The sequence below is a fragment of the Bifidobacterium sp. genome, from assembly GCF_022647885.1.
GTDB lineage: Bacteria > Actinomycetota > Actinomycetes > Actinomycetales > Bifidobacteriaceae > Bombiscardovia.
The window spans coordinates 540,074-561,061 of sequence record NZ_JALCLM010000001.1 but is presented as its reverse complement, the minus strand read 5'-3'; the positions used below and the strand labels follow the sequence as shown (position 1 = coordinate 561,061).

The following is a 20,988-nucleotide window of genomic DNA, read 5'->3' as shown; positions in this document are numbered from 1 at the left end:
TTAGCGTGCGAGCGCTATCAACCTTACAAGTATCATCCACATGCTGCTACGCCTCGAGGTAAATGCGCTTATGGTCTATAAAAGAACAACTCAGCTGTTATTCACGGAATATTGTCGTCACAATCTTCTGGGCCCGCGCGAGAACGCTGCTGAACATACGGCAGGAATTCGAGCATAGTGCTTTTCGACACATCCACTACTGCATCTTCACCATCAATCTGGCATTCAAGCACATGCGCACCTACCATCTGGACGCTTTCGAAGCCAGCGGCACAAGGATCAATCTCACCACTTCTGTATGCTGCGGCGACAGCCAATGCAGCCATATCTGCTGCAGATCTCGCTTGCGAAAGACAGACAAGAGCATTTCCTACTACGGCAAGAAGAGTTAAGGCTACAGCTATACACAAAATCAACAACGCACCTGCCATAGAGCCCGAACCATCATCACCAATCCCTTTGAATGCGCGTTTACACCGGTGCAGCCCTCTGCAACGAATCACTGTTCTTGACCTAGTCATCGATCAGTCCCGCAGCTCTACCATTAACTGAAAGCGGTAACCAACCTTCAGTATCTGGAACAATTGGGCATGTTGTGGTGATTACCACCTGTTTCCCGCTGTGTTGGATTTTCATAATGGTGTCCTTACCAGCGGCGAGCAATGCCGCATCACGAGCCTGTTGAACATCTTCTGAAATCACTAACTGTCTGATAGCAGCGCTCGCAGCATCTTGACAATCCAGGTGAGCAGTAACCGCTGATACAAGAGCCAGCAATAGCGCCACCAGTGCCATCACTGCTGGCAGTATCATGGCAAATTCAGCAGTTACTGTTCCTGTGTCGGATATGGACTTCTGCCCTGCGAAACTGTTTCTCATCGGCACTCTGGCTTATCCGATGTTGAGAGCCTGTTTGACGATACTCATCAACAATTCTCTAACATCGCCCGATTTAAGAATGGCAACAAGTAGGCCGGCGAAGCCTGTGGCAGCTATAAGCACTACAGCATATTCTGCCGTTGCCATTCCAGACTCTGGTTCTGCCATTGCAGTACGCATTCGAGCATCTAACAGACAACATTGGGATGATATTTTTTCAACGATATCGTTCAACAAGCTCCGTATTCGCCCGCTGGTGGTGTCTTCACTATCTGGCGCATTCGCAGCCGGTTGTGGTGGTAAGAGATGATGTTGTCGCATAGCGATTTCCTTTCAATCAAGCACGGCACCTTTATGACGTATTGGAATTCGACCATGTAAACAAATAACGATGGGAGTAGTACCTTTTGGCTGTCCTTGTATGACTGTCGAATTTCTACGGTGCCTTCGTGTATCACCACTATGGCTGAGAACAGAACGCAGCAACTGTTCTGCATGACTGTGTGGTTAAAGGTGAAGCAGCGCTGCTCACTGTGGATATCTATCCGTATCTATCTAGGTAGTTATATGCACTATTGCATTACTGCATGCAATTGCTACCGCTACGCAAAAATACCCTGCGCAAAAGCGGCGATACAAGGTATAACTCCAAGAAGGACGAATGCAGGAAGAAAACATAAAGCTGTAGGGAGTAAGAGTCTCACAGTAAGGCGAGCTGCATCGGATTCAATGTGATTACGCTCCTGTGCATCCAGTTGAGCTACAACCGCTTCAATTCGAGGCAGCGGAGATGCTCCCAACCGCCAAGACGCTTCCAATGAATCCCTTAAAATCATGCATGATATGCCTGTAACCGTGTGCTTGTTGCACACCGTCACCCAAGCTTGTGACCATCCAACACCTCGATGCAAAGCTGCTGTCACTGTGTTGACAGATACACTGAGTTCTTCGTCAATCACAGCAGCTACGCTTTCGAGCGCATGAGTTATGGACGCTCCTTGACGAATAGCCACAGCCAGCATTTCCAAAACGAGCACGATGTGTAGCCGAGACGACGGTTTAACTGCCCCATAACTACTATGCCGAGCATCTGTGCGCCCGTAAGAGCAGCACTGCGCCAGCGATAGCTAGGGAAGCAACAACCGCTTCCACGCTTCACACACCCAACCTTTGCAGAGCATTGACGCTGTCTGTATGATCCGCCTGCGCTAAAGCATGCATCCACAGCACTCCCAATATGTAACATAGGCTTCCCAACGTAAGACATATCAGGCCTGGCATAGTGGAAAAGAGGAAGGAGAGCGCTCTAACACCTATTAGCTCCGCAACAGCCATAGCAGCGATGGGCAAGGCTGATAGCAATTTTACCGTGGCTTTGGGCATCGAAAACGCTTTGTTTCTGAGCTCATCCACTTGATGAGCACGTCTACAAGCTGCAGCAGCCGCATCAATACAGCGAGCAGCTTCGCAGCCTAATTCTTCACTGAGCCTATAGGCCGCACTCAACGACATAGCAACCATGCGAATTTGCTCCGGATTTTCATCTCTGCTGTGACATTTCCACATCACCTCGTAACACCTATTCAATGTCAATGTTCTTGTTGCGAATGATCGTCCGGTCAGCACTTCGACACTTTCCACAAGGTTGCCGCCACAACGCAACATCGAAGAGAGCGTTGCCAGCCCAGCAATAGTTCCAGCACCGGAACCTTGATTATCACGCAAGTGCTCGTGCACCCGCAAGCGTCTAGGGTGTTGTAGAGACCGCTTGGGCCACAATAGAATCAATAATCCTATATAGAAAGCTACATTCACGGATTCATGTTGTATGAGCATCAGCTTTTACCTCTTGTATGCGATGAAGCTGATAGCCACTCCGGATTCCATCGTTCAAGAAATTGACACCACAAATCATTGCCGAGTACTTGCTTCTCACCGTGCCATGAAGACATCACCACGCCTGATAATTCGCCATGCCGTCGAAACTCAAGACAACCAATTTGTGTAATCCTACGTACCCCAGAAATCCTTTGTACATGTACCAGTGCATCAAATGCGCCGTCGAGCAACAACGCCGTCGCCATGGCATCAAGCCCAGCAAGCATGCCGAGTGAAATGAGTCTTGTAGGAACTCTGGTAACACCATCGGCGTGAATTGTAGCCATTCCACCTTTATGACCAGCATTGAGCGCACGAAGCAGATGCACAATTTCAGCTCCTCGGCATTCACCCAGAATCACACGATCAGGGCGCATTCTGAGAGTAGCCCTCATCAATTCCTCAAGACCAATTTCACCAGCCCCTTCAACATTGGCCTCTCGAGTAGCCAAGGACACATGGTTCGGTGCCGCTAGCTGTCCCAGCTCGCGAGTCTCTTCAACGGTAACTATCCGATCATTAGCATCACACTCAGCAAGCAAAGCCTTCAGCAATGTTGTCTTACCCGCTGCTGTGGCTCCCGTGAGCAAAATTGACGCTCTACGTCGCACTAAGGCACGCAATGTAGATGCCCAAATTTCGGGCATCATTCCCACGGCGCTTAACTGCTCGAGCCTGGGAGCCACACGATTGGGGAAACGTATCGAAATAGCAGCACCTCTTGAGACCAGAGGCGCAATTACCACATTGATACGAATACCTTCTGGTGTCGAAACATCAGCAATAGGGCAGGAATCATCTAACCTATGACCTAACTGCGAACAGAGTCGAACAGCGAATTCTCGAACAATCTCAGGACTGTGAAAGCGTAGTCGTGTAGTGCGCTCACGCATACCATCACCTGCATCCACCCACACCCTGCCATCTTCAGTGACAGCTATATCGCTTACCTTCGCTTCACGAACAAATTCATCCAGTGGGCCAAACATCAAACCGCTCTCAGTATTATCTATATGCATAGCCATCACTCCTCATTCCGTGCACGCTCGACGTCGAGAGATGATGACTGTTTGCGCCCATCCTTGGCCAATGCCCCTTCGCTACGCGATTGCTCAATCACGTGCAAGGAATTTTCCCCTTGATGGTTAAGCACAGCATCGGCAAGCACATCAAGTAGAGGAAGATACTGCTTGGGTATCCGAGGTATTCCGAAACCAGACAGCATGGAGTCACTCAATCGTTTACACCAAGACATCACTCCTATTAATTCCACGCCAAGATAATCTTGAGCTTCATCAAGACTTAGCGGTGTCATCTGCCGTGGCATGCTGCGAGGATGTATCCCAACGAGAAGCGGCTGCACCGAATTATCCCTCGAATTATCAGACTTCAGCAGTGCTTTCGTCCGCGCTAATCCAAGAACACTGAGTTCAGTGAGTAACACAGTTTGTACGGTGGGCGGTAATGCCAGTTCACCAAGATGAACACCAAGTCCAGCGTCAATAACCAACACATCGTTGACCTCTTGCAATGCTGTAATCGCAGCCTGTTGCTCCCACCAATCAGGACATGCGGCATTCCAGGGGTTAACGCTGAGCACCCCTATACGCTCCCACGATGGCAGTTCATGATATAAGGCAGTACCATCTAGCTGTCCCAGAGGTGCCGAAATATCGCCAAAACGCATGCCGCTTTCAGCTTCTATACCAAGCAGCACATCCAATCCGCCTCCAGTGATATCGGTATCAACAATGGTGCACCGTAACCTTCTACGAACAAAGGTCCAGGCAAGTAGCGAAGCCAAAGTGCTTAAGCCTAGTCCTCCACTTACTCCCACGAATGCAATAATCTGGCAACCGGCATGCTGCATTCGAACAGCAGAATGCTGGCTTGAATCACTCGTACGGAGATGTACATTGCGTGACGCACTTTTAGAGCCTCGCAAGGAGTCTTTATGTGTTTTTCTAGCATTCATTGTCATGAGGTAATTCAATACAGAGCAGTATCTGTATCCAAAAGAACAACCCCTTGTGGTCGAATGTGCAAGTCTGCACTGATCTCAGTGAGTAACTGTGCAGTTGCGTTTATCTACCTACTTATCTACCCACTTATCTACCCACTCGACACGCCCACGAAAGCCACTAATCTCATCAATGAACACAAGCGCACACAATCCAGTTGAGAAGGAACGCAAAAGTAACTTCCTAGCCTTTATGGCAACCATTTTTTACCACTTTCGATAAGAAGATGACATTCCTTGATTTGGACTTGCATACACACGTTTAAAGAGCATAATTGTCAGTACAAGGACAACAGAACAGAGCAGAAGCCCACAAAGGTAGATGGTCACGATGACCGGTACGTTGGACGGGCAATGGATAGACTTACCGTTGCAACGATGATGTTGTGCAGAGATTCTGCTGAGTTGGACTTGTATAGGAGACCTCCCAAACGGGGGGTCTCCTTTTTTGTTCAGTTTTTTATTCACATACGCAACATCGCACGATTGCGTGCTTTTCGAGCGAAAAGGGTAGTAGGCACCGTCACCCTCGAATGCCAAACCGTTGTCAATAACTCCACAATGTGAATTCATATTGAATTCTCACAAACTCGACATGAAGTGTTATACCCCTGCATCTAGGATGGTGCTATGGTTCAGATTTTTGATGCCCCGTCAAAGGCGGTCCTGCGTAGTCAAATCGCAGAGCACATTGCAGAAACCGACAAAAGTGACCGCCGAGCAGACGGTTTAGGCTCGGATGTTGCTGCCCTGCCCGAAGATCGTTTTTTCGACAGAGAAATCAGTTGGCTTAAGTTCAATAAGCGCGTACTAGAACTTGCCGAGGATGAAACTCAGCCAATGTTGGAGCGTGCAAATTTCGCAGCAATATTTGCCAACAATCTGGATGAGTTCTTCATGGTCCGCGTCGCTGGACTCAAGCGTCGTATTGATAGCGGTATCGCAGTAACAGCCGCGAGCGGACTGAGCCCAAGGCAACAGCTTCGAGCAATTTCCGATCATGCACATCGTTTACAAGATGAACATGCACACTATGTCAACGAACATATTCTTCCTGAATTAGCCAAGGAACACATTGTTCTCTTACGTTGGAATCAGCTCAACGCTAACGAGCAGGAACGTCTCTCCCGAATCTTTCGGCGCCAAGTATTCCCTGTGTTAACTCCACTCGCAGTGGATCCTGCGCACCCCTTCCCTTATATCTCTGGCAATTCTCTGAATCTTGCCGTTATCGTAGAAAATCCTGCTTCAGGGAAATCACATTTCGCACGCATAAAAATCCCTGACAATATGCCTCGTTTAGTAGCAGTAGAAGATCTCACCGACGAAGAGGGCCGCGAAGAGCGCTATGGCTTCATCACTATGGAGAATCTGCTGATTGCCCATTTGGAAGCCCTATTCCCTGGCATGATTATCAAAGAGGCGCGCTCTTTCCGTGTTACGCGAAACGAAGATATCGATGTCGAGGAAGACGATGCTGAAAACCTGTTGAACGCCATGGAGAAAGAGCTCCTCCGTAGGCGCTTCGGGCCGCCAATCAGACTAGAAATTTCTGATACTACCTCACCGTTCTTATCTCAGTTACTTGCCGACAAGCTTGGTGTCAACGAGGACGAGGTGTATCGTCTGCCCTCCCCCCTGGACTTCACTGTGCTCTTTGAGTTACAGTCAATCGACCGTGCAGATCTGAAGTATCAGCCTTTTATTCCTGCTACAAATAGACAGATTGCAGAAGTCGAATCCAGCAGGGCTCAAGACATCTTCGCTGCAATACGCGAACGTGACGTGCTGTTGCATCATCCTTATGATTCGTTCTCGACATCTGTACAGGCTTTTCTAGCGCAAGCGGCTGCTGACCCGAAAGTACTCGCTATCAAACAAACGCTGTACCGCACTTCGGGAAACTCGCCGATTATTGATGCACTAGTCGATGCTGCGCATGCGGGCAAACAGGTTCTAGCGCTTGTCGAAATCAAGGCTCGATTTGATGAAGAAGCCAATATCGCTTGGGCTCGCAAACTTGAGCGAGCTGGAGTTCACGTGGTGTATGGCATTGTCGGCTTAAAAACACATTGCAAATTGTCACTGGTCATTCGACAAGAACAAGAAGGCCTACGCCGGTATTGCCACGTTGGCACGGGAAATTACAACCCGAAAACCGCTCGTATCTATACTGATTTAGGTCTGTTGACTTGTGACCCTGTTGTGGGCCAAGACCTCACCAGACTGTTTAATCAGCTTTCCGGTTATGCACCTAAGTCCAGCTTCCATAGATTGCTTGTCGCGCCGCGTACTGTGCGCACTGGCCTTATCCAGCGCATACAGCGTGAAGAAGCTGCAGCGCGTCAAGGCAAAGATGCATGGATCAAGATTAAAGTCAATTCTCTGGTGGATGAGAAAACTATCGATGCCTTGTACCGTGCAAGCCAGGCAGGTGTCAACATCGATATTGTTGAACGAGGCATCTGCGCACTCAAGCCAGGAGTTCCAGGGCTCAGCGAGACTATTCGTGTCCGTTCCGTGCTCGGACGTTTCCTTGAGCACAGCAGAATTTTCGCTTTTGCAAATTCGGAAGGACCTCAGATTGGTGAAGGGCCAATCTCTGGTCCGGAAGTGTGGATTGGTTCCGCTGATTTAATGCATCGCAATCTCGATCGGCGCGTTGAAGCATTAGTGCGTATCACCGCTCCCGATGAGATAGATGAGCTCATCAAATACGTCGATTTACAAATGGCAGATACCACCAGCTCTTGGCATATGCAGGCCGATGGATCCTACATTCGACACTCACGAGATGAGCAGGGGCAACCGCTAATCGATTGCCAAGAGTACCTCATCAAAAAACACACCCGTGGACCGCAGCTCCCCCGTTAGTGCGGAAGAGCTCAAGGACTTACCATGTCTAAGACCGTTGAGGCAGCCGGAGCGATTCTCATAAGAATACGTTCCGGAAAACAGCTACCTATTAGTGTGTCATCGGGTGACGTGCTCAGTGATGAAGACTTCCATGCTCTTAGCGACTGCGTCGAAGTTTGCTTAGTACATCGTCCCAAATACGACGATTGGAGTTGGCCGAAAGGCAAGCAGGAACAGAATGAGTCTTTGTTTCGGACCGCTGTTCGCGAGGTTGGCGAAGAAACAGGTACCCCTGCAAGTCTTGGACCATTCCTTACAACATTGGAATATCCGCTCAATGAAGAGGGCGGACGAAAGCGTAAAGGCGTCTCGGGCTCAACCACCAAAAGGGTCTCATATTGGATGGCAACACCACTGGACGCCCTACAGGAACAACAGCGACACGTTGCCTTTGGCCCTGTCCACGAAGCAGATATTTCTGAAATCAACGATGTGCGTTGGACATCAATATCAGAAGCACGCCATATGCTGACACATTCCACGGATCGTACAGTGCTTGACGCTTGCGTCACACGACTGCGTGAATCTGCTTTAGATGCGATTTCTTTCACCATTGTGCGCCATGGCAAAGCAGAACCACGAAAATCTTGGATAGGAACTGATGCTGTGCGGCCTCTCACTCCACTTGGTGCTGCTGCTTCATTTGCTCTCTCTCGGGAGCTTGCATGCTTCGCGCCAGCGCGTATTGTCAGCTCTTCGTGGACCAGATGCGCAGATACAGTGCTCCCGTATGCGCTTCAAAGTGGCATCCCTCTCGAACGCAATGACGACTTCACCGAAGATGCTTATAAGACGCATCATCAGACTGTGCTCGATGCCTTAGAAAGTTGTATTCAGACCGCTCTACAAGAAAAACGCAATACCCTCTTGTGCACTCATCGTCCACTGTTCGAAGGAATTTTTGAGAATTTGCGCGGTATGTGTCTGGGAACATCCCTCGCGAAACGACTACCAAAGATTTCGCCCTTCATGCAAACAGCTCACGCGTTGAATCTAAGTGTAGTAAATTCTGCTCATGGACCGATTATCATCGATATCCAGAAAGTAGCACCTATTGTCTATTGATTCTTTCGCTTCAGGCTCTGTTCACTCATCATCCCACTCGTTCTCATCTGCACGCCTTGGGTCAAATCGACCCGCACGCCCTGCCCAGCTTGATCAAGCTGTTGCAGACCACCTTGCAGGTGGAGTGGACCCTCAGCAAATCAGTGAACTTAGCCATACATCAGCTGCCTCACTCCTTGATCGCGTACACCATAGCGAAGATCCACAAGTTGTTCAGCGCGTACTCTCACTGATAGATCATGAGGGCATCGACGTCGTAGCCGAACTGTGGAGCAGATCCGAAGCTGATTCCTTACCTGGAATCCTTTGGCGCCTCTACACACTTCGCACATGGATGCATCGTAACCGCGAGTCCATCAGTTTGCTATGGCGATCAGGTGAACCTTTTGATACAGCCGCTTCTGCGATTGTCGGCATCGACCAAGCCCCTGTTGCATCTGATATTGCTAAAACAGCAGATTCAATTCTTTCGGGTGCTTTTACTGGGGATTTCGCAGTGGCACTCGAACGCGCATGTGTATTCTGCGAGGTCATTGCTAGCGGACTGTCCCGTGAAGCCGACCGCCGTGGCAAGGAAAGTATCAGCCAAGAAGCTCTAGGCGTAGACAGCGGCGATCCCAAAGTTGCTTCTATGTTGAAAACTTCTCGAAACTTATCGGGCACAGCCAAGGATTTCAAGCACGGAGCATCATTGTGGCGTAGAGGCAAACTGGAATAACTCCGTCGCTCCTTAACGCTTGTCATTTGTGTAGGGATATTAGATTATCAGCAGTGCGATTTTGCTCAGAAATGGCTACATTGCAAGGCACGCATCCATCGCATACTTGAGATTACGTCAAAAATCCCTACACAAACGGTAATACGAAGGATTGTTACGCCGCAAACCTTAGATATATTCCTCGAAGAGCACAACACCCTGCTTGAGTAGTCCTCCAGTGCCGTAGAATGATTACCGCGTCGGGCCGTGCTAAAGCCCCGGGCTCCATTTGTTGCCGCTGCGAGCGGCGTTTGCGCCGACAGGCGCTTTCACGGTTCGGCGCATTTCTCTTCACTTTTCTGACTTTGTCACCTGAAACTCACTCTTCATGCAATATTGGGGTTTACCCTTAAGAGTATGGAATTAAACGTATTGCAACATCCTCTGGTTGAGCACAAGCTCACCGTCCTGCGAAATAAGAACACTCCTTCTAATACCTTCCGCGAGCTGGTAAGCGAGCTGGTCATGTTGGAAGCATACGAAGCGACCCGTAATCTCGACATCACTGACTATCCTATCGAAACCCCCGTGGCTTCAATGGTCGGCAAGAAACTGAGCACGCCACGACCAATGGTGGTTCCAGTACTGCGTGCAGGTCTGGGCATGCTCGACGGCATGACACGTCTGCTCCCCACAGCTGAAGTCGGATTCTTAGGAATGAAGCGAGATGAGAATACACTCGACATCATCACCTATGCGAACAGGCTGCCCGAAGATCTTTCAGGGCGTCAGTGCTTTCTGCTTGACCCAATGCTCGCAACTGGTGGCACCCTAATCGCCGCTACACATTATTTGGCTGAACGCGGCGCCAAAGATGTAACTGCTATCAACATCATTGCTGCGCCTGAAGGTCTTGATAGACTCCGCGAAGAAATCGACCCCAGCATCGATTTCAAAGTGGTCGTGTGCGCGGTTGACGAGAAGCTGAACGAAAAATCATACATCGTCCCAGGTCTGGGTGATGCAGGTGATCGTTTGTATGGAGTTATCGACTAGTCACTCATCATAACTTCCGACGAGATATCTATTTATTATTACGGCGCTCTCATAGCAACCTATGAGAGCGCCGTTCTATAGTTCAGCCAGTTGCAAGTTAGGCTAAAGGCACGAATGATTCGAAAATCATGTAATCGAAATAGGGACTCGAAGCCTCTTGCTCTGCACCGCTACGAACCGTCCATGAGACAGTAATCGCGCCTAAAGAGCGTGCTGTGCGCAGTGGGAAATTGTCGCCGCCGTGCCAGTCATAAGCAATAAAATCTGGACGCCCCAACCAATTGAATAGCAAATTACCCGCTAAGGACTGCTTAACTTCCTGAGAGTTGGTGAACGAGAAGGATTTCGGCTCGGACAACTGGCCTCTGCAGACATCTGGCCGATGAATACGATACCAGTTCACTGCCATAGGGTGAAAAGATTCTATAACGTAAGGGCCTTGATAACCACGAAGAATAATATCTCCACGCTTCATCAATTCTTCGTCAAAACTATCGCCCATCTTGTATTCCACGATTAGCGGGACGCGACCATCAACGACGTTGAGCACCTCCGTCAGTAGCGGAACGTATTGCGCGTACTGTTGGTCATCCTGACTGTCCGGAATCTGGTCAGTCAAACCCTCTACGTGATCGTCACCTGCTTTGGCAGGGCTAGGGAACAAAGGAATTCTGCACAACTGTGCATAGGTTAAATCGGATATTCTGCGGTTAACTCCTGCCACTCTGAGCAGGTTATCGTCATGGATCACAACGACGTGGCCATCCTTGGTTAATTGAATATCTAGCTCGATACCAAACCCAGCTTCACAGGCTGCTGCAAATGAGGCAAGAGAATTCTCTGGTGCAATCGGACCGTTGAATCCTATGCCATATCCGGCCTTCTGAGCCATTTCACGGGCCAACGTGACATAGTCAACACTCTCAGGCAGATAGCCGGCTGTGAGCCCTGAACCAGTGTCGTGCAACCCGCGGTGAGCAAAATAGACATCAGGAATTGGGCTATCTTCATATATTTCTTGGCCAGGTACTCCGTTAGGAGTGGCGCTAACCCGCGAATTAGCTCTTCCTCTTGGGCCTCTTGGAGCCAAAGCCCAGGTGCCAATACCTGCTGCCGCAACTCCAGATAGTGCAAGTCTACGAACATTTTTTGCGAAGCCCATCGTCAATACCCCTTCGTTGTTCCGTCGTTACACAGCGAATAAGCAGATATCCCCTACTCGCACTGCTACTTCGTATCATAACGATTTCTTCGGATTATGACGTGCGAAAGGTCGCTAACGGCACTAATAGGTCGCGTTCCTATCGTGCAAAACTCAGCACAGCACGAGTACAAGAGGCCAAACCTTCAGCACATGAGTTGAACTCATGTGCGAATTACACCAAAATATCGATGCTGTTTCTATGCGAAAGCCAGTTAGCACACTGTGAAATAGCATAGTTAATTAACACATAGATAATTGCCACCACAAGATATACAGGTACCAAACTGCTGAAGTTGGCAATCACTACCTTCGCGTTCACCATCAACTCTGGATATGTCACTACATATCCGAAAGTTGTGTCCTTCACGACAACAACTAACTGGGCTACCAAAGTCGGTGTAACTATTCGCAGCATCTGAGGCATGACAATAAATCGGAAATTTTGTGAGTCAGAAAGACCAAGAGATATTCCTGCTTCTTTCTGTCCACTAGGCACCGCAGCCACACCAGCTCTGTAGACCTCTGCCAGCACAGCAGACGCATATGCAGAAGTTGGAATGACAACCATCCAATAGGTGCTCATATGCACACCAAACTGTGCAGGGACTAAGAACAAAAAGTAAATGAACAACAGCGTTGGCGTACCACGAAGAAACTCAATAAGTGTGGTGGCTATCCAAGACAATGGTTTGATGCTTGAAGTCCGGCAAAGCATCAGGAACATACCAACAACCAACGCTATGGCTCCGGCTCCTAGGGCTGCACGCATGGTACCCAACAGGCCAGCACCAAGAAATGCTAATACATTGCTTTGCGCAAAAAAATACCAATAGCGATAATCGAGCTGACCCTTCTCATAAAAACGATATATAACCCATGCAAGAAGTACCGCCAAGAGGACAGCGCTGATAATCGTGCCGATCAGAATACGCCGACGTGTTTTCGGTCCGCCAATTTCGAACAGCGCCCGCTCAGTACGTGTCATCGCCATATCGCTAGTCTCCTTTCGACTTTACGTCCGAAGAAAGCAATTACTAGCCCTGTACACACATATAGCAAAGAAGCAATGAGGAAGGTGAGAATGCCCAAGGCCTCGTGGTTGTTAATTTCAGCAACCAGACCAGTCAACTCCTTATGCGCCAAAGGAACCAGAGAACCTGCAGAGGAGCTTATAACAACCGATATAAACAACGTGACCATAGGCTGTATGACACTACGGAAAGCCTGAGGTAGCACGATTGAACTCACAATCGGGCCAAACCCCATTCCTAATGCACGAGCCGCCTCAATCTGGCCTGCGTCTATGGTGTTAATACCAGTGCGCAAATTATCACAGGCAAAGGCAGAAGACACCAAAATGAGCGCGATAATAACGCTCGGCTCGTAATCAATAACCACACCTAAATCAGGCAAGGCATACACAATAAAAATTAACACGCAAAGCACCGGTGCATTACGGAAAGTCTCGACATACACATTTACAGCCCCACGTAGAGGTGGGATTGGGCTCACTCTGGCAACCGTCAATAATGTACCCAACAGAAACCCGCCAGCAAAGGCAAGCAAGGCAATACGCAGAGAAACCCAATAACTACTTAAGAACTGCGTACCATATGCATTTAGCAGGTGGCTGAGATCAGCTCCCATGGCACCTCCTTAATCGTGTCGGAATTGAACAGCATTCGACCGCCACCACTTGAAGCGGTGAAACGGCCGAATGTCTCACGAAACGCGAGATGCGTTATTCCTCAATGGTCGGAGGTGTGGGAACCTCGCTTACCCCTGTACGATCTCCTATGGTAACCTTCCAAAGTTTCGCCCAAGTACCATCGGATTCAATCTTCTTCAGCCACGCATTGACGAACTCCGCAGCATCAGAACCCTTTGGTAGACCGATACCATAAGGATCCTTATCTCCAAATGGTTCTCCAACAATTTTGAAATCATTTGGATTCTTAACAACATCACCAAGCAACAAGGTCTGATCAACAACATAGGCATCAATACGACCCTGACGCAGTGCCTGAGTAATCTCGTCATCTGTCTGGAACTCCTGAACGGTAGCCTTAGGAGCATTCTCTTTAACTACATCCGGACCTGTTGAACCAGCCTGAACACCGACCTTCTTACCGTCAAGGTCTTTGACACTGGAAATGTCGCTATTTGACTTCTTTACCAATATGGCCTGTTGCGAAACGTAGTAAGGTCCAGCAAAATCAATCTTCTGCTTACGCTCACTGGTGATCGAGTACGTAGCAAATACTGAATTCACAGTACCATTCTGCAAAACACTCTCTCGCGTTGAAGAATCAACCACAGTCAGCTCTGTATTTGATTTACCGATGATGTACTGCGCTAAGAGTTGTGAAAGCCCTGCATCGAAACCGCGAACCTTGTTATCACTGGTGGATTGCAAAGAGAACAGTGTGGAAGTTTTCGTACCACCAACTTTTAGAACACCTGCATCCTTGACGGATTTAGCCCATGAATTGGCCTCTACGGTAGCTGAATCAGCGGTGTCGCCACCGTCAATAATCTTGGTGTACGCTGCGGTATCCAAATCAGGATTTACTGTGCTGTTGGTGCTGGAGGCCGAGGGCGCAGGTGCCTCGCCACATGCGGAAACGACAGCCAAACCCGTAACCACGAAAACAGCAGCGGCTGTGGTTGCCACTTTCTTGGACAATCTGGTACCCAAAGCAAACATAGACATCTATCCTCTCCTAGTTACCTCGCATCTCAATGCTGTGCGCGGCAATCCCCTCCCTTGCATCCAAGGGATACGTCACCAATGTATGCGACGATTGCACCATAACTGTAACGAAGAATTGCAAAATTCACCTTTAGCGTTATCGAAGTAAGGTATCGCAATTATTTTGAACGTGCTAACAATGCTTCACATTCCAAGCCTTCGCATACTGTGTTCAACGACGTTTTATCGCCCTGTTTTTTCGCATGATGTCAATCACAATCCAAACTGAGAGAATGAATGCCACCACGTACCCCATAAGTCCGATAACAGGAATGCCAAATATAACAGGTTTAATACCTGCAAAATACACGATGGACGAGCCCACATATAAGCCCACCACAATCAGCGCCATTGTTATACGGTTAACCATATCTGAAAGCTGCTGCAAAGGCTGTTCAGAACCTACCAACTCGATATTGAGTTTCATCTGGCCTCTGGTGAGCATTCTAGATGCAGTTTTTGTTTCTCCCAATGCACCTAGCAATCCATGGAGAGCTTGATTCCCTTGGTCGAGTAGTGAACGTGTCTCCTCTATGACTCGTTCCCCAGTACTTTTCGAAGCAATAATATGTTGCGAAATAATAGCAATCATATTGGTCGATGGAAGGAACTCATCTAACGTCCCTTCTAAGGTCACCAATCCCCTAGCAACAGTGGTCACAGAGCTTGGCACCTCAATTGAATGTTTACGTGCTAGCTGCATCAGCGCAGTGAAGAACTCACCTATATTGAGTTCAGCCAAAGCCACCGTGCCAAATTGTTCGATAACTGCATCCAAATCATTGAGTAATGAAGCATAGTCATCAGCACGCTGTTCCTGCGACCCAGTGAAGCGCAACAGAGCATTCGCTAATGAAGGTGAGTCGTGCCTTGCCACTGCATAGAGCATGTCGCGTAAAGCCGAACGGTTGCTCGAATCCAACCTTCCAGTCATGCCCAAATCAATAAATACAATCCGACCTTCATCAATGAGGATATTTCCAGGATGAGGGTCGGCGTGGAAGAATCCCACATCAAGGACTTGAGTGGCATAGTTATCGACCAGCTTCATCCCAATTTCTTCAAGATCGTAACCTGCTCTCAATAGCTGTTTAGGGTGAGATACAGAAATACCATCAACGTAGTCCATCACCACCACATGCTGTGTGCATAACTTCATATAAGGCCGTGGACAGTCAATGTATGCATAGTCTTTACAGAAGTTACGGAAGTCCTCTAAATTACGAGCCTCCATCAAGAAATCTGTTTCAGTTTGAAATGTTTCCCACAGTTCTTCAACCACGCCTTTGAGGTCTAGAATCTGCGCACTACGAGCAAAACGTGTGGCCATATTTGCAAATGACCGCATAATATCAATGTCTTGCGCCATGATTTCGCGCACACCTGGCCGCTGAACTTTAATGGCCACATCCTCACCAGAGATTAGCTTGGCTCTGTGGACCTGTGCCAATGAGGCAGAACCCAGTGGCGTTGGATCGATGCGCTCAAAAATTTGTTCTACCGGACGGCCGTATTCCTGTGCTAGAGCATTAACCACGGTCTGGTAGGGCATCGGATCAGCGTTGGCCCTAAGCCGAGAAAGCTCCTTACAAAAAGCATCTGGAAGAATTTCAGATCTCATGGAGAGAATTTGCCCAACCTTTACGAATGTGGGTCCCAAAGCCTCCAACATCAAACGCATAGTTACTGGGGTTAGTCCACGAACTGCATCGAAATGAGTCGCGATTCGAGCTATCTGCCATAAACGACGGAACTTGCCTCGAGCTGTCAGGTGGTAAGCCCCCGGACTGGATTGCTGAGTTTTACTGCCGAACAACCCAATCGTTTGCATATGTCGAGTATCGTCTTGCCCAATAGCATCGACGGAAACTCCGCTAGGCTCAGCAAAGCCCGACGAGTGTTCCCCGTGGTTTTGCTGTCCAGTCTGATGTTGACCAGATGTCATAAAGTCTGAACGCTCCCACCTGGCCTATGCTTCTGGCTCGTTCTCATCCTTAGCCGACTGAGCCTCAGACTTATGCTGTTGCGCTTTGCGCTTGAGTTCTGTATTGAGCTCTTTTCCTTGCTCAACAGTAATTTCACCTTTTTTGACCAGATCGTCAATGATTTCTTGGCTCTTCTCCACGCCGGTAGCAAGAGCACCTACGCCAGCGAGAAATACTTTACGCAGCCCTTCACCAAAATCGAAATCTGCCATGATTACCTCCTCGTATTCGCTTGCCTATAGCTAGTCACATCCCAATAGCGATGGTGCGCACCATCGTATCGGTGTTTCAACTCTACCCCAGTAATTATTCGAGCGACATGAGGGAACTACTCACGAACGAGGAATATGCCAAAGGCAGCACCACTAACATAATCTCCAGTCAGATTGTATAGATACTAGCGGGGACGCTGCATAGCTACCGCTCTTGCTCGTTCGGCAAAATCGTTGAGCCGAGTGAGTTCTTGCTGCTGCTCAACTGTGCTCTGTGGGTCAAGAGCACCGTAACGACGCTCACATGCTTTACGGATAAGAAAATCGGTAATCGCAGGATTCTTTGGTAACAACGATCCATGCATATACGTTCCGATGACATTGTGGATGCGGGCGCCCTCAGTACCATCGGAACCGTTATTACCAGTACCCTGAGCATCCACTGTACCGAGAGCTTGTGTGCCCTCATGCAAAAAGGTTTTCCCTGAATGGTTCTCATATCCAACGATGTCACCAAACTCTTGGGAATGTTCAACCAAATTGCCTATCAAACGCTCCTCTTGGCCAATAGTATGTAAGCCCAGAACACCTATTCCTGGTAGTCGGTCACCTTCCAAAGTCTCGAAATAATCACCGAACAACTGATACATACCGCATATCATCAGCATCGGGGTGCCCTCGTGTGCCAAAGCACGAATACTGTCAGCACGCTTAAACAGATCACGAATTATTTTTCGCTGTCCTTGGTCCTGACCTCCACCACCCAGAATGAGATCGATATGCTCAGGCCAATCGCCATCTTGGTTGTACGCATGCACTTGAACCTGATATCCAAGGAGCTCAAGGCGACGACGCACAGAGAGCACATTGCCCGAATCCCCATAGATATTCATATCCTTCGGATACAGCGACAACACATCAATGTTTCTATCCATGAAGTCCTCCTTACATACCTATCAGCTCAGCACTATATGTGATCACGTTGATGAAATACCTGTGTTTCATCTTCTCTTCACTAGTGATCCTAGATACATCCAAGTGAGCATCGCGCCCCTTGTCACACGCCAGCATCAGCAACTGTAGTGAGGTGAGAGAGGCTGGAACGAATTTTAAGCATGGCGGTATAGGTGCAATATATTCTTTTCGGACGAGCAGGCCCGCCATTTGCAGACCCAGAATCGACAGAGTGCTGAAGGAATAGGTCAAGAGCATGCGAAGGCTGAGTATCAACTGCAGTGACTGGAACTTGGTCATATTCCAAGCGCAGAGCCATATCCCAGGCACGAACTCCGGAGACCACAGCAACACCCTCTGCTTTGAGTGAAGAGAAATCAACGTCCCAGAGCCAACTCATATCGCGCCCATCAGCGAATTCGTCGTTAATCACAATCATGGTGTCGTATCCCATAGGGTCGAATGATTGGAGTGCAAGTCTAAAGCCCATAGGGTTCTTCACCAGAACAAGCTCCACGGAGGTCCCATGGAAATCAATGATTTCGCCCCTGCCAAATGCGGGAGTCACTGATGAGAGCGAATTGAGTAGATTTTTATTATCAATATCACGCTGTGTATCAGAAGAACGCTGTACTGCACGAACCACAGTAAGTGCGGCTGCTGCGTTGAACAGATTATATAATCCTTCAAGCTTGACCGAAGTTCCGCTTGTTACACCGTCCATCTCAAACTGTGCATATTGTTTGCCTACAGCCACCAAGGTCACGTCTGCGACCGGAGTCCCCATAGGGAGCATCAATTCCTCGCCAGAGACATCAATCCTTTGTCCAGACTGCTCCGATCCATCTGCCTGCGCAGAGGTCTTGTAATCGGGTGTCTTCAACTCAGCAGTAGTACTTTCATTCACTGAACTTCTGTGATCTTCGGAATCTGAACTGGCTTTTGTATCGGAGTGCATGTCGTCATCCGAGGGGAACGCACTCTTCAAATCATCACTCAGTCCGAAATAGCGCACAGCGGTATCTTCAGGTACGCATTGTAATAAGTCTGCAATACGCCTGTCTTCACGGTTCAGTATCACAGTTCCGGTCGTAGCTGCGGCAACATGGCTGAGTAAACGAGCAGTATTGTCTATTTCTCCAAAACGATCCAGCTGATCTCGCATAACATTCAGCAGCAATGAAAATCGCGGCTTCACTTGTTTAACAAAATGCACGGCATAGGCTTCGTCGAGTTCCAATACAGCGATGTCCGCATCTAAGTGACCTGTTGCACTTACCTCTCCTAAGAGTGCGGAAACCACCCCTCTGGTGAAATTTGATCCGGTGGGATTGGTGAAAACACGAAAACCCTGATCAGTGAGCATCGAAGCGATCATGCGAGTTGTGGTGGTCTTGCCATTAGTACCTGAAACCAGAACCACTCCCAGTGGGAGTTGTGCAAGTGAACGTGCCAGGAAATCAGGATCCAGTGATTCGACGATTTTCCCAGGAAAGGCACTTCCTCCGTGTCGTGTAAGACGTGACAGCAGCCGTATACCTTTGCCAAGCAGAGGAATCGAGGATGAGTACCAAGGTTTGGCACTTGCTGAATTTTCTTGTTGTTCCATATGGCAGTCACACCCCCGCTTGCTGATAATCCTGCGGCATATCTTTGAATTTTGAGTTTGCCCCCAAGAATGCCAGATGGAAGGTTTCTGTAGGCCCGTTACGATGCTTGGCCATGATGATATCAGCCTCTCCAGGGCGATCTTCCTTATCGTAGAAGTCTGGCCTATGTACCAACATCACCACATCAGCATCCTGCTCGATAGATCCAGATTCACGCAAATCTGAAAGCATAGGTTTGCGGTCGTTGCGCATTTCAGGTCCACGATTCAACTGGCTCAAAGCTACAACCGGCAGCTCTAACTCTTTCGCCAATAACTTCAGGGCTCGAGAGAACTCGGAAACCTCTTGCTGGCGCGACTCAATCTGCTTACCGGAACTCATCAGCTGCAGATAGTCAATTACCACGAGTTTCAGATCATCAGTCTGCTTAAGCCGGCGACATTTCGCACGAATTTCCATCAGACTCATATTAGGGGAATCATCGATAAACAACGGAGCATCATCGAGCTTATTCCAGAAATTGTTGAGAGTATTCCACCGCTCAGGCGTGATGTCATCGGCCTTGCGCAAAGCCACTAAAGGAATATTCGTTTCAGCCGAGATAATGCGCTGTGCGAGTTCTGTTTTACTCATCTCCAAGGAGAACACCACAGCTGCATCATGATGATGCAAAGCGGCGGAACGCGCGAAATCAATACCTAAGGTTGACTTACCCATTGCAGGGCGTCCGGCAACAACAATCATCTGTCCTGGCTGCAAACCCTGGGTAACATCATCAATATCTTTGAAACCTGTTGGTACGCCCCGCTCGAGATCTCCATTTTGGAGTTTGTCTAACTGATCTAAGGCATCATGAACCACAGGACCGATAGCTTGATAATCCTGCCGGACTTTCCCTGAACTGACTTCATAGATTTCTGCCTGTGCGAGATTAACAACATCCTCTGCTTGAGACCCTTCAGCAGAATATCCCAATTGTGCGATTTTCGTTCCAGCAGCAATCACATTGCGCAAAATAGCTCGCTGATGAACGATATCCGCATAATACGTAGCATTTGCTGCAGTCGGGACTGATGCTACAAGAGAATGCAGGTAATCAGTTCCACCCACTTTCTCTAAATCGCCGTCCTTGAGCAAAGCATTGGCGACCAAAACAGCATCAACAGGTTGGGAGGCTGAGAACAGCGTAATCACTGCATCATAAATCGTTTGATTCTTAGGTTGATAAAAATCAGATACATCGATCAGCTGGCTGACTTCACCGATGGCATCTTTACTCATCAACATTCCGCCCAATACTGCCATCTCTGCTTCATCGTCGTGAGGCGGAACACGATCGAAGAGCACATCCGAAGACAAAGCCCTTGCGTTGTCTGATGAGCGGCCTTGTCGCGAGCCTTGTGTGCGGCTGCCTGTTTGACTGGAGCGCGAGAAATCAGGGAAATCATCAGAATTCATGGTTTAGATTCTACGTTCGCCCCTTGTCAGCAGATGACGAGCGTAATTCGGTATCAATGTGGACGAAAAATAAAGTTATCCACATCACAGGCGTGTTCAGGGGGATAATCCCCAGAGTTATCCACACGATGAGGATAACTCTGTGTATAGCTTGGGGATAGAGCCTTTTGAACATTTGTACGATTTCCAAAAGATGATTCATGTGCTATTAGCTTCGCTGTTATGATCTGTTAACTTTTCGTTCATTACCGTTCAAGCGTGACTTCTTTCACACATCAATAGCAAATCATCCACACCTCGAA

At 48.5% G+C, this 20,988-nt stretch carries 20 protein-coding genes; 4 read left to right on the top strand and 16 right to left on the bottom strand.

The window, feature by feature from the left end; genetic code table 11:
• Nucleotides 1-101: 101 nt before the first annotated feature.
• From LKI20_RS02265 to LKI20_RS02235, 7 genes are all read right to left on the bottom strand, one after another.
• Nucleotides 102-521: an Rv3654c family TadE-like protein gene (locus LKI20_RS02265; RefSeq protein WP_291769283.1), complete on the bottom strand. Its 420-nt coding sequence runs from the start codon at nucleotides 519-521 to the stop codon at nucleotides 102-104.
• Nucleotides 514-879, bottom strand: coding sequence for a TadE family type IV pilus minor pilin (locus tag LKI20_RS02260; protein WP_291769280.1), 366 nt, complete (start codon nucleotides 877-879; stop codon nucleotides 514-516). The genes LKI20_RS02265 and LKI20_RS02260 overlap by 8 nt, the downstream gene beginning before the upstream one ends.
• Nucleotides 880-891: 12 nt before the next feature.
• A complete protein-coding gene (locus LKI20_RS02255; RefSeq protein WP_291769276.1) occupies nucleotides 892-1,200 on the bottom strand; it encodes a DUF4244 domain-containing protein in 309 nt (102 codons plus the stop codon).
• A 281-nt stretch (nucleotides 1,201-1,481) separates the two neighbouring features.
• Nucleotides 1,482-1,901, bottom strand: a complete 420-nt coding sequence (locus tag LKI20_RS02250; RefSeq protein WP_366936178.1) for a pilus assembly protein — start codon at nucleotides 1,899-1,901, stop codon at nucleotides 1,482-1,484.
• Nucleotides 1,902-2,034: 133 nt separating this feature from the next.
• Nucleotides 2,035-2,604, bottom strand: coding sequence for a hypothetical protein (locus tag LKI20_RS02245; RefSeq protein WP_291769271.1), 570 nt, complete (start codon nucleotides 2,602-2,604; stop codon nucleotides 2,035-2,037).
• 110 nt (nucleotides 2,605-2,714) lie between these two features.
• A complete protein-coding gene (locus LKI20_RS02240) occupies nucleotides 2,715-3,782 on the bottom strand; it encodes a CpaF family protein (RefSeq protein WP_291769267.1) in 1,068 nt (355 codons plus the stop codon).
• On the bottom strand, nucleotides 3,782-4,627 hold the full coding sequence (locus LKI20_RS02235; RefSeq protein WP_291769265.1) for a hypothetical protein: 846 nt from the start codon (nucleotides 4,625-4,627) through the stop codon (nucleotides 3,782-3,784). Before LKI20_RS02235 ends, LKI20_RS02240 begins: the two co-directional genes overlap by 1 nt.
• Before the next feature lie 780 nt (nucleotides 4,628-5,407).
• Between LKI20_RS02235 and LKI20_RS02230 the strand changes: the two genes are divergently transcribed.
• From LKI20_RS02230 to upp, 4 genes are all read left to right on the top strand, one after another.
• Nucleotides 5,408-7,651: an RNA degradosome polyphosphate kinase gene (locus tag LKI20_RS02230; RefSeq protein ID WP_291769262.1), complete on the top strand. Its 2,244-nt coding sequence runs from the start codon at nucleotides 5,408-5,410 to the stop codon at nucleotides 7,649-7,651.
• 24 nt (nucleotides 7,652-7,675) lie between these two features.
• Nucleotides 7,676-8,758: an NUDIX hydrolase gene (locus tag LKI20_RS02225; protein ID WP_291769259.1), complete on the top strand. Its 1,083-nt coding sequence runs from the start codon at nucleotides 7,676-7,678 to the stop codon at nucleotides 8,756-8,758.
• Nucleotides 8,748-9,476: a thymidine phosphorylase gene (locus tag LKI20_RS02220; protein WP_434734900.1), complete on the top strand. Its 729-nt coding sequence runs from the start codon at nucleotides 8,748-8,750 to the stop codon at nucleotides 9,474-9,476. Before LKI20_RS02225 ends, LKI20_RS02220 begins: the two co-directional genes overlap by 11 nt.
• Before the next feature lie 396 nt (nucleotides 9,477-9,872).
• Nucleotides 9,873-10,511 carry a uracil phosphoribosyltransferase gene (gene upp / locus LKI20_RS02215; RefSeq protein WP_291769256.1) on the top strand — a complete coding sequence of 213 codons (639 nt, stop codon included), beginning with the start codon at nucleotides 9,873-9,875 and terminating at the stop codon, nucleotides 10,509-10,511.
• A 97-nt stretch (nucleotides 10,512-10,608) separates the two neighbouring features.
• Here the strand turns inward: upp and LKI20_RS02210 are convergent, their stop codons facing one another.
• From LKI20_RS02210 to dnaB, 9 genes are all read right to left on the bottom strand, one after another.
• Entirely contained in the window at nucleotides 10,609-11,673 is a 1,065-nt protein-coding gene (locus LKI20_RS02210; protein ID WP_291769252.1) for a glycerophosphodiester phosphodiesterase family protein, read from the bottom strand.
• A 214-nt stretch (nucleotides 11,674-11,887) separates the two neighbouring features.
• Entirely contained in the window at nucleotides 11,888-12,706 is an 819-nt protein-coding gene (locus LKI20_RS02205; protein WP_291769249.1) for an amino acid ABC transporter permease, read from the bottom strand.
• Nucleotides 12,697-13,362 (bottom strand): amino acid ABC transporter permease, encoded by a 666-nt coding sequence (locus tag LKI20_RS02200; protein ID WP_291769248.1) that lies wholly within the window; start codon nucleotides 13,360-13,362, stop codon nucleotides 12,697-12,699. The genes LKI20_RS02205 and LKI20_RS02200 overlap by 10 nt, the downstream gene beginning before the upstream one ends.
• A 94-nt stretch (nucleotides 13,363-13,456) precedes the next feature.
• The gene (locus tag LKI20_RS02195) at nucleotides 13,457-14,428 is read right to left on the bottom strand and encodes a glutamate ABC transporter substrate-binding protein (protein WP_291769245.1); all 972 of its coding nucleotides are present in this window, start codon (nucleotides 14,426-14,428) and stop codon (nucleotides 13,457-13,459) included.
• Between the two features lie 211 nt (nucleotides 14,429-14,639).
• Nucleotides 14,640-16,298, bottom strand: a complete 1,659-nt coding sequence (locus LKI20_RS02190) for an ABC1 kinase family protein (protein WP_291773318.1) — start codon at nucleotides 16,296-16,298, stop codon at nucleotides 14,640-14,642.
• 138 nt (nucleotides 16,299-16,436) lie between these two features.
• The gene (locus LKI20_RS02185) at nucleotides 16,437-16,664 is read right to left on the bottom strand and encodes a phasin family protein (RefSeq protein ID WP_291769243.1); all 228 of its coding nucleotides are present in this window, start codon (nucleotides 16,662-16,664) and stop codon (nucleotides 16,437-16,439) included.
• Between the two features lie 185 nt (nucleotides 16,665-16,849).
• A complete protein-coding gene (locus LKI20_RS02180; protein ID WP_291769240.1) occupies nucleotides 16,850-17,599 on the bottom strand; it encodes a type 1 glutamine amidotransferase in 750 nt (249 codons plus the stop codon).
• Between the two features lie 122 nt (nucleotides 17,600-17,721).
• On the bottom strand, nucleotides 17,722-19,227 hold the full coding sequence (locus tag LKI20_RS02175) for a Mur ligase family protein (protein ID WP_291769237.1): 1,506 nt from the start codon (nucleotides 19,225-19,227) through the stop codon (nucleotides 17,722-17,724).
• A gap of 7 nt (nucleotides 19,228-19,234) precedes the next feature.
• On the bottom strand, nucleotides 19,235-20,686 hold the full coding sequence (gene dnaB, locus LKI20_RS02170) for a replicative DNA helicase (RefSeq protein ID WP_291769234.1): 1,452 nt from the start codon (nucleotides 20,684-20,686) through the stop codon (nucleotides 19,235-19,237).
• Between the last annotated feature and the right edge of the window lie 302 nt (nucleotides 20,687-20,988).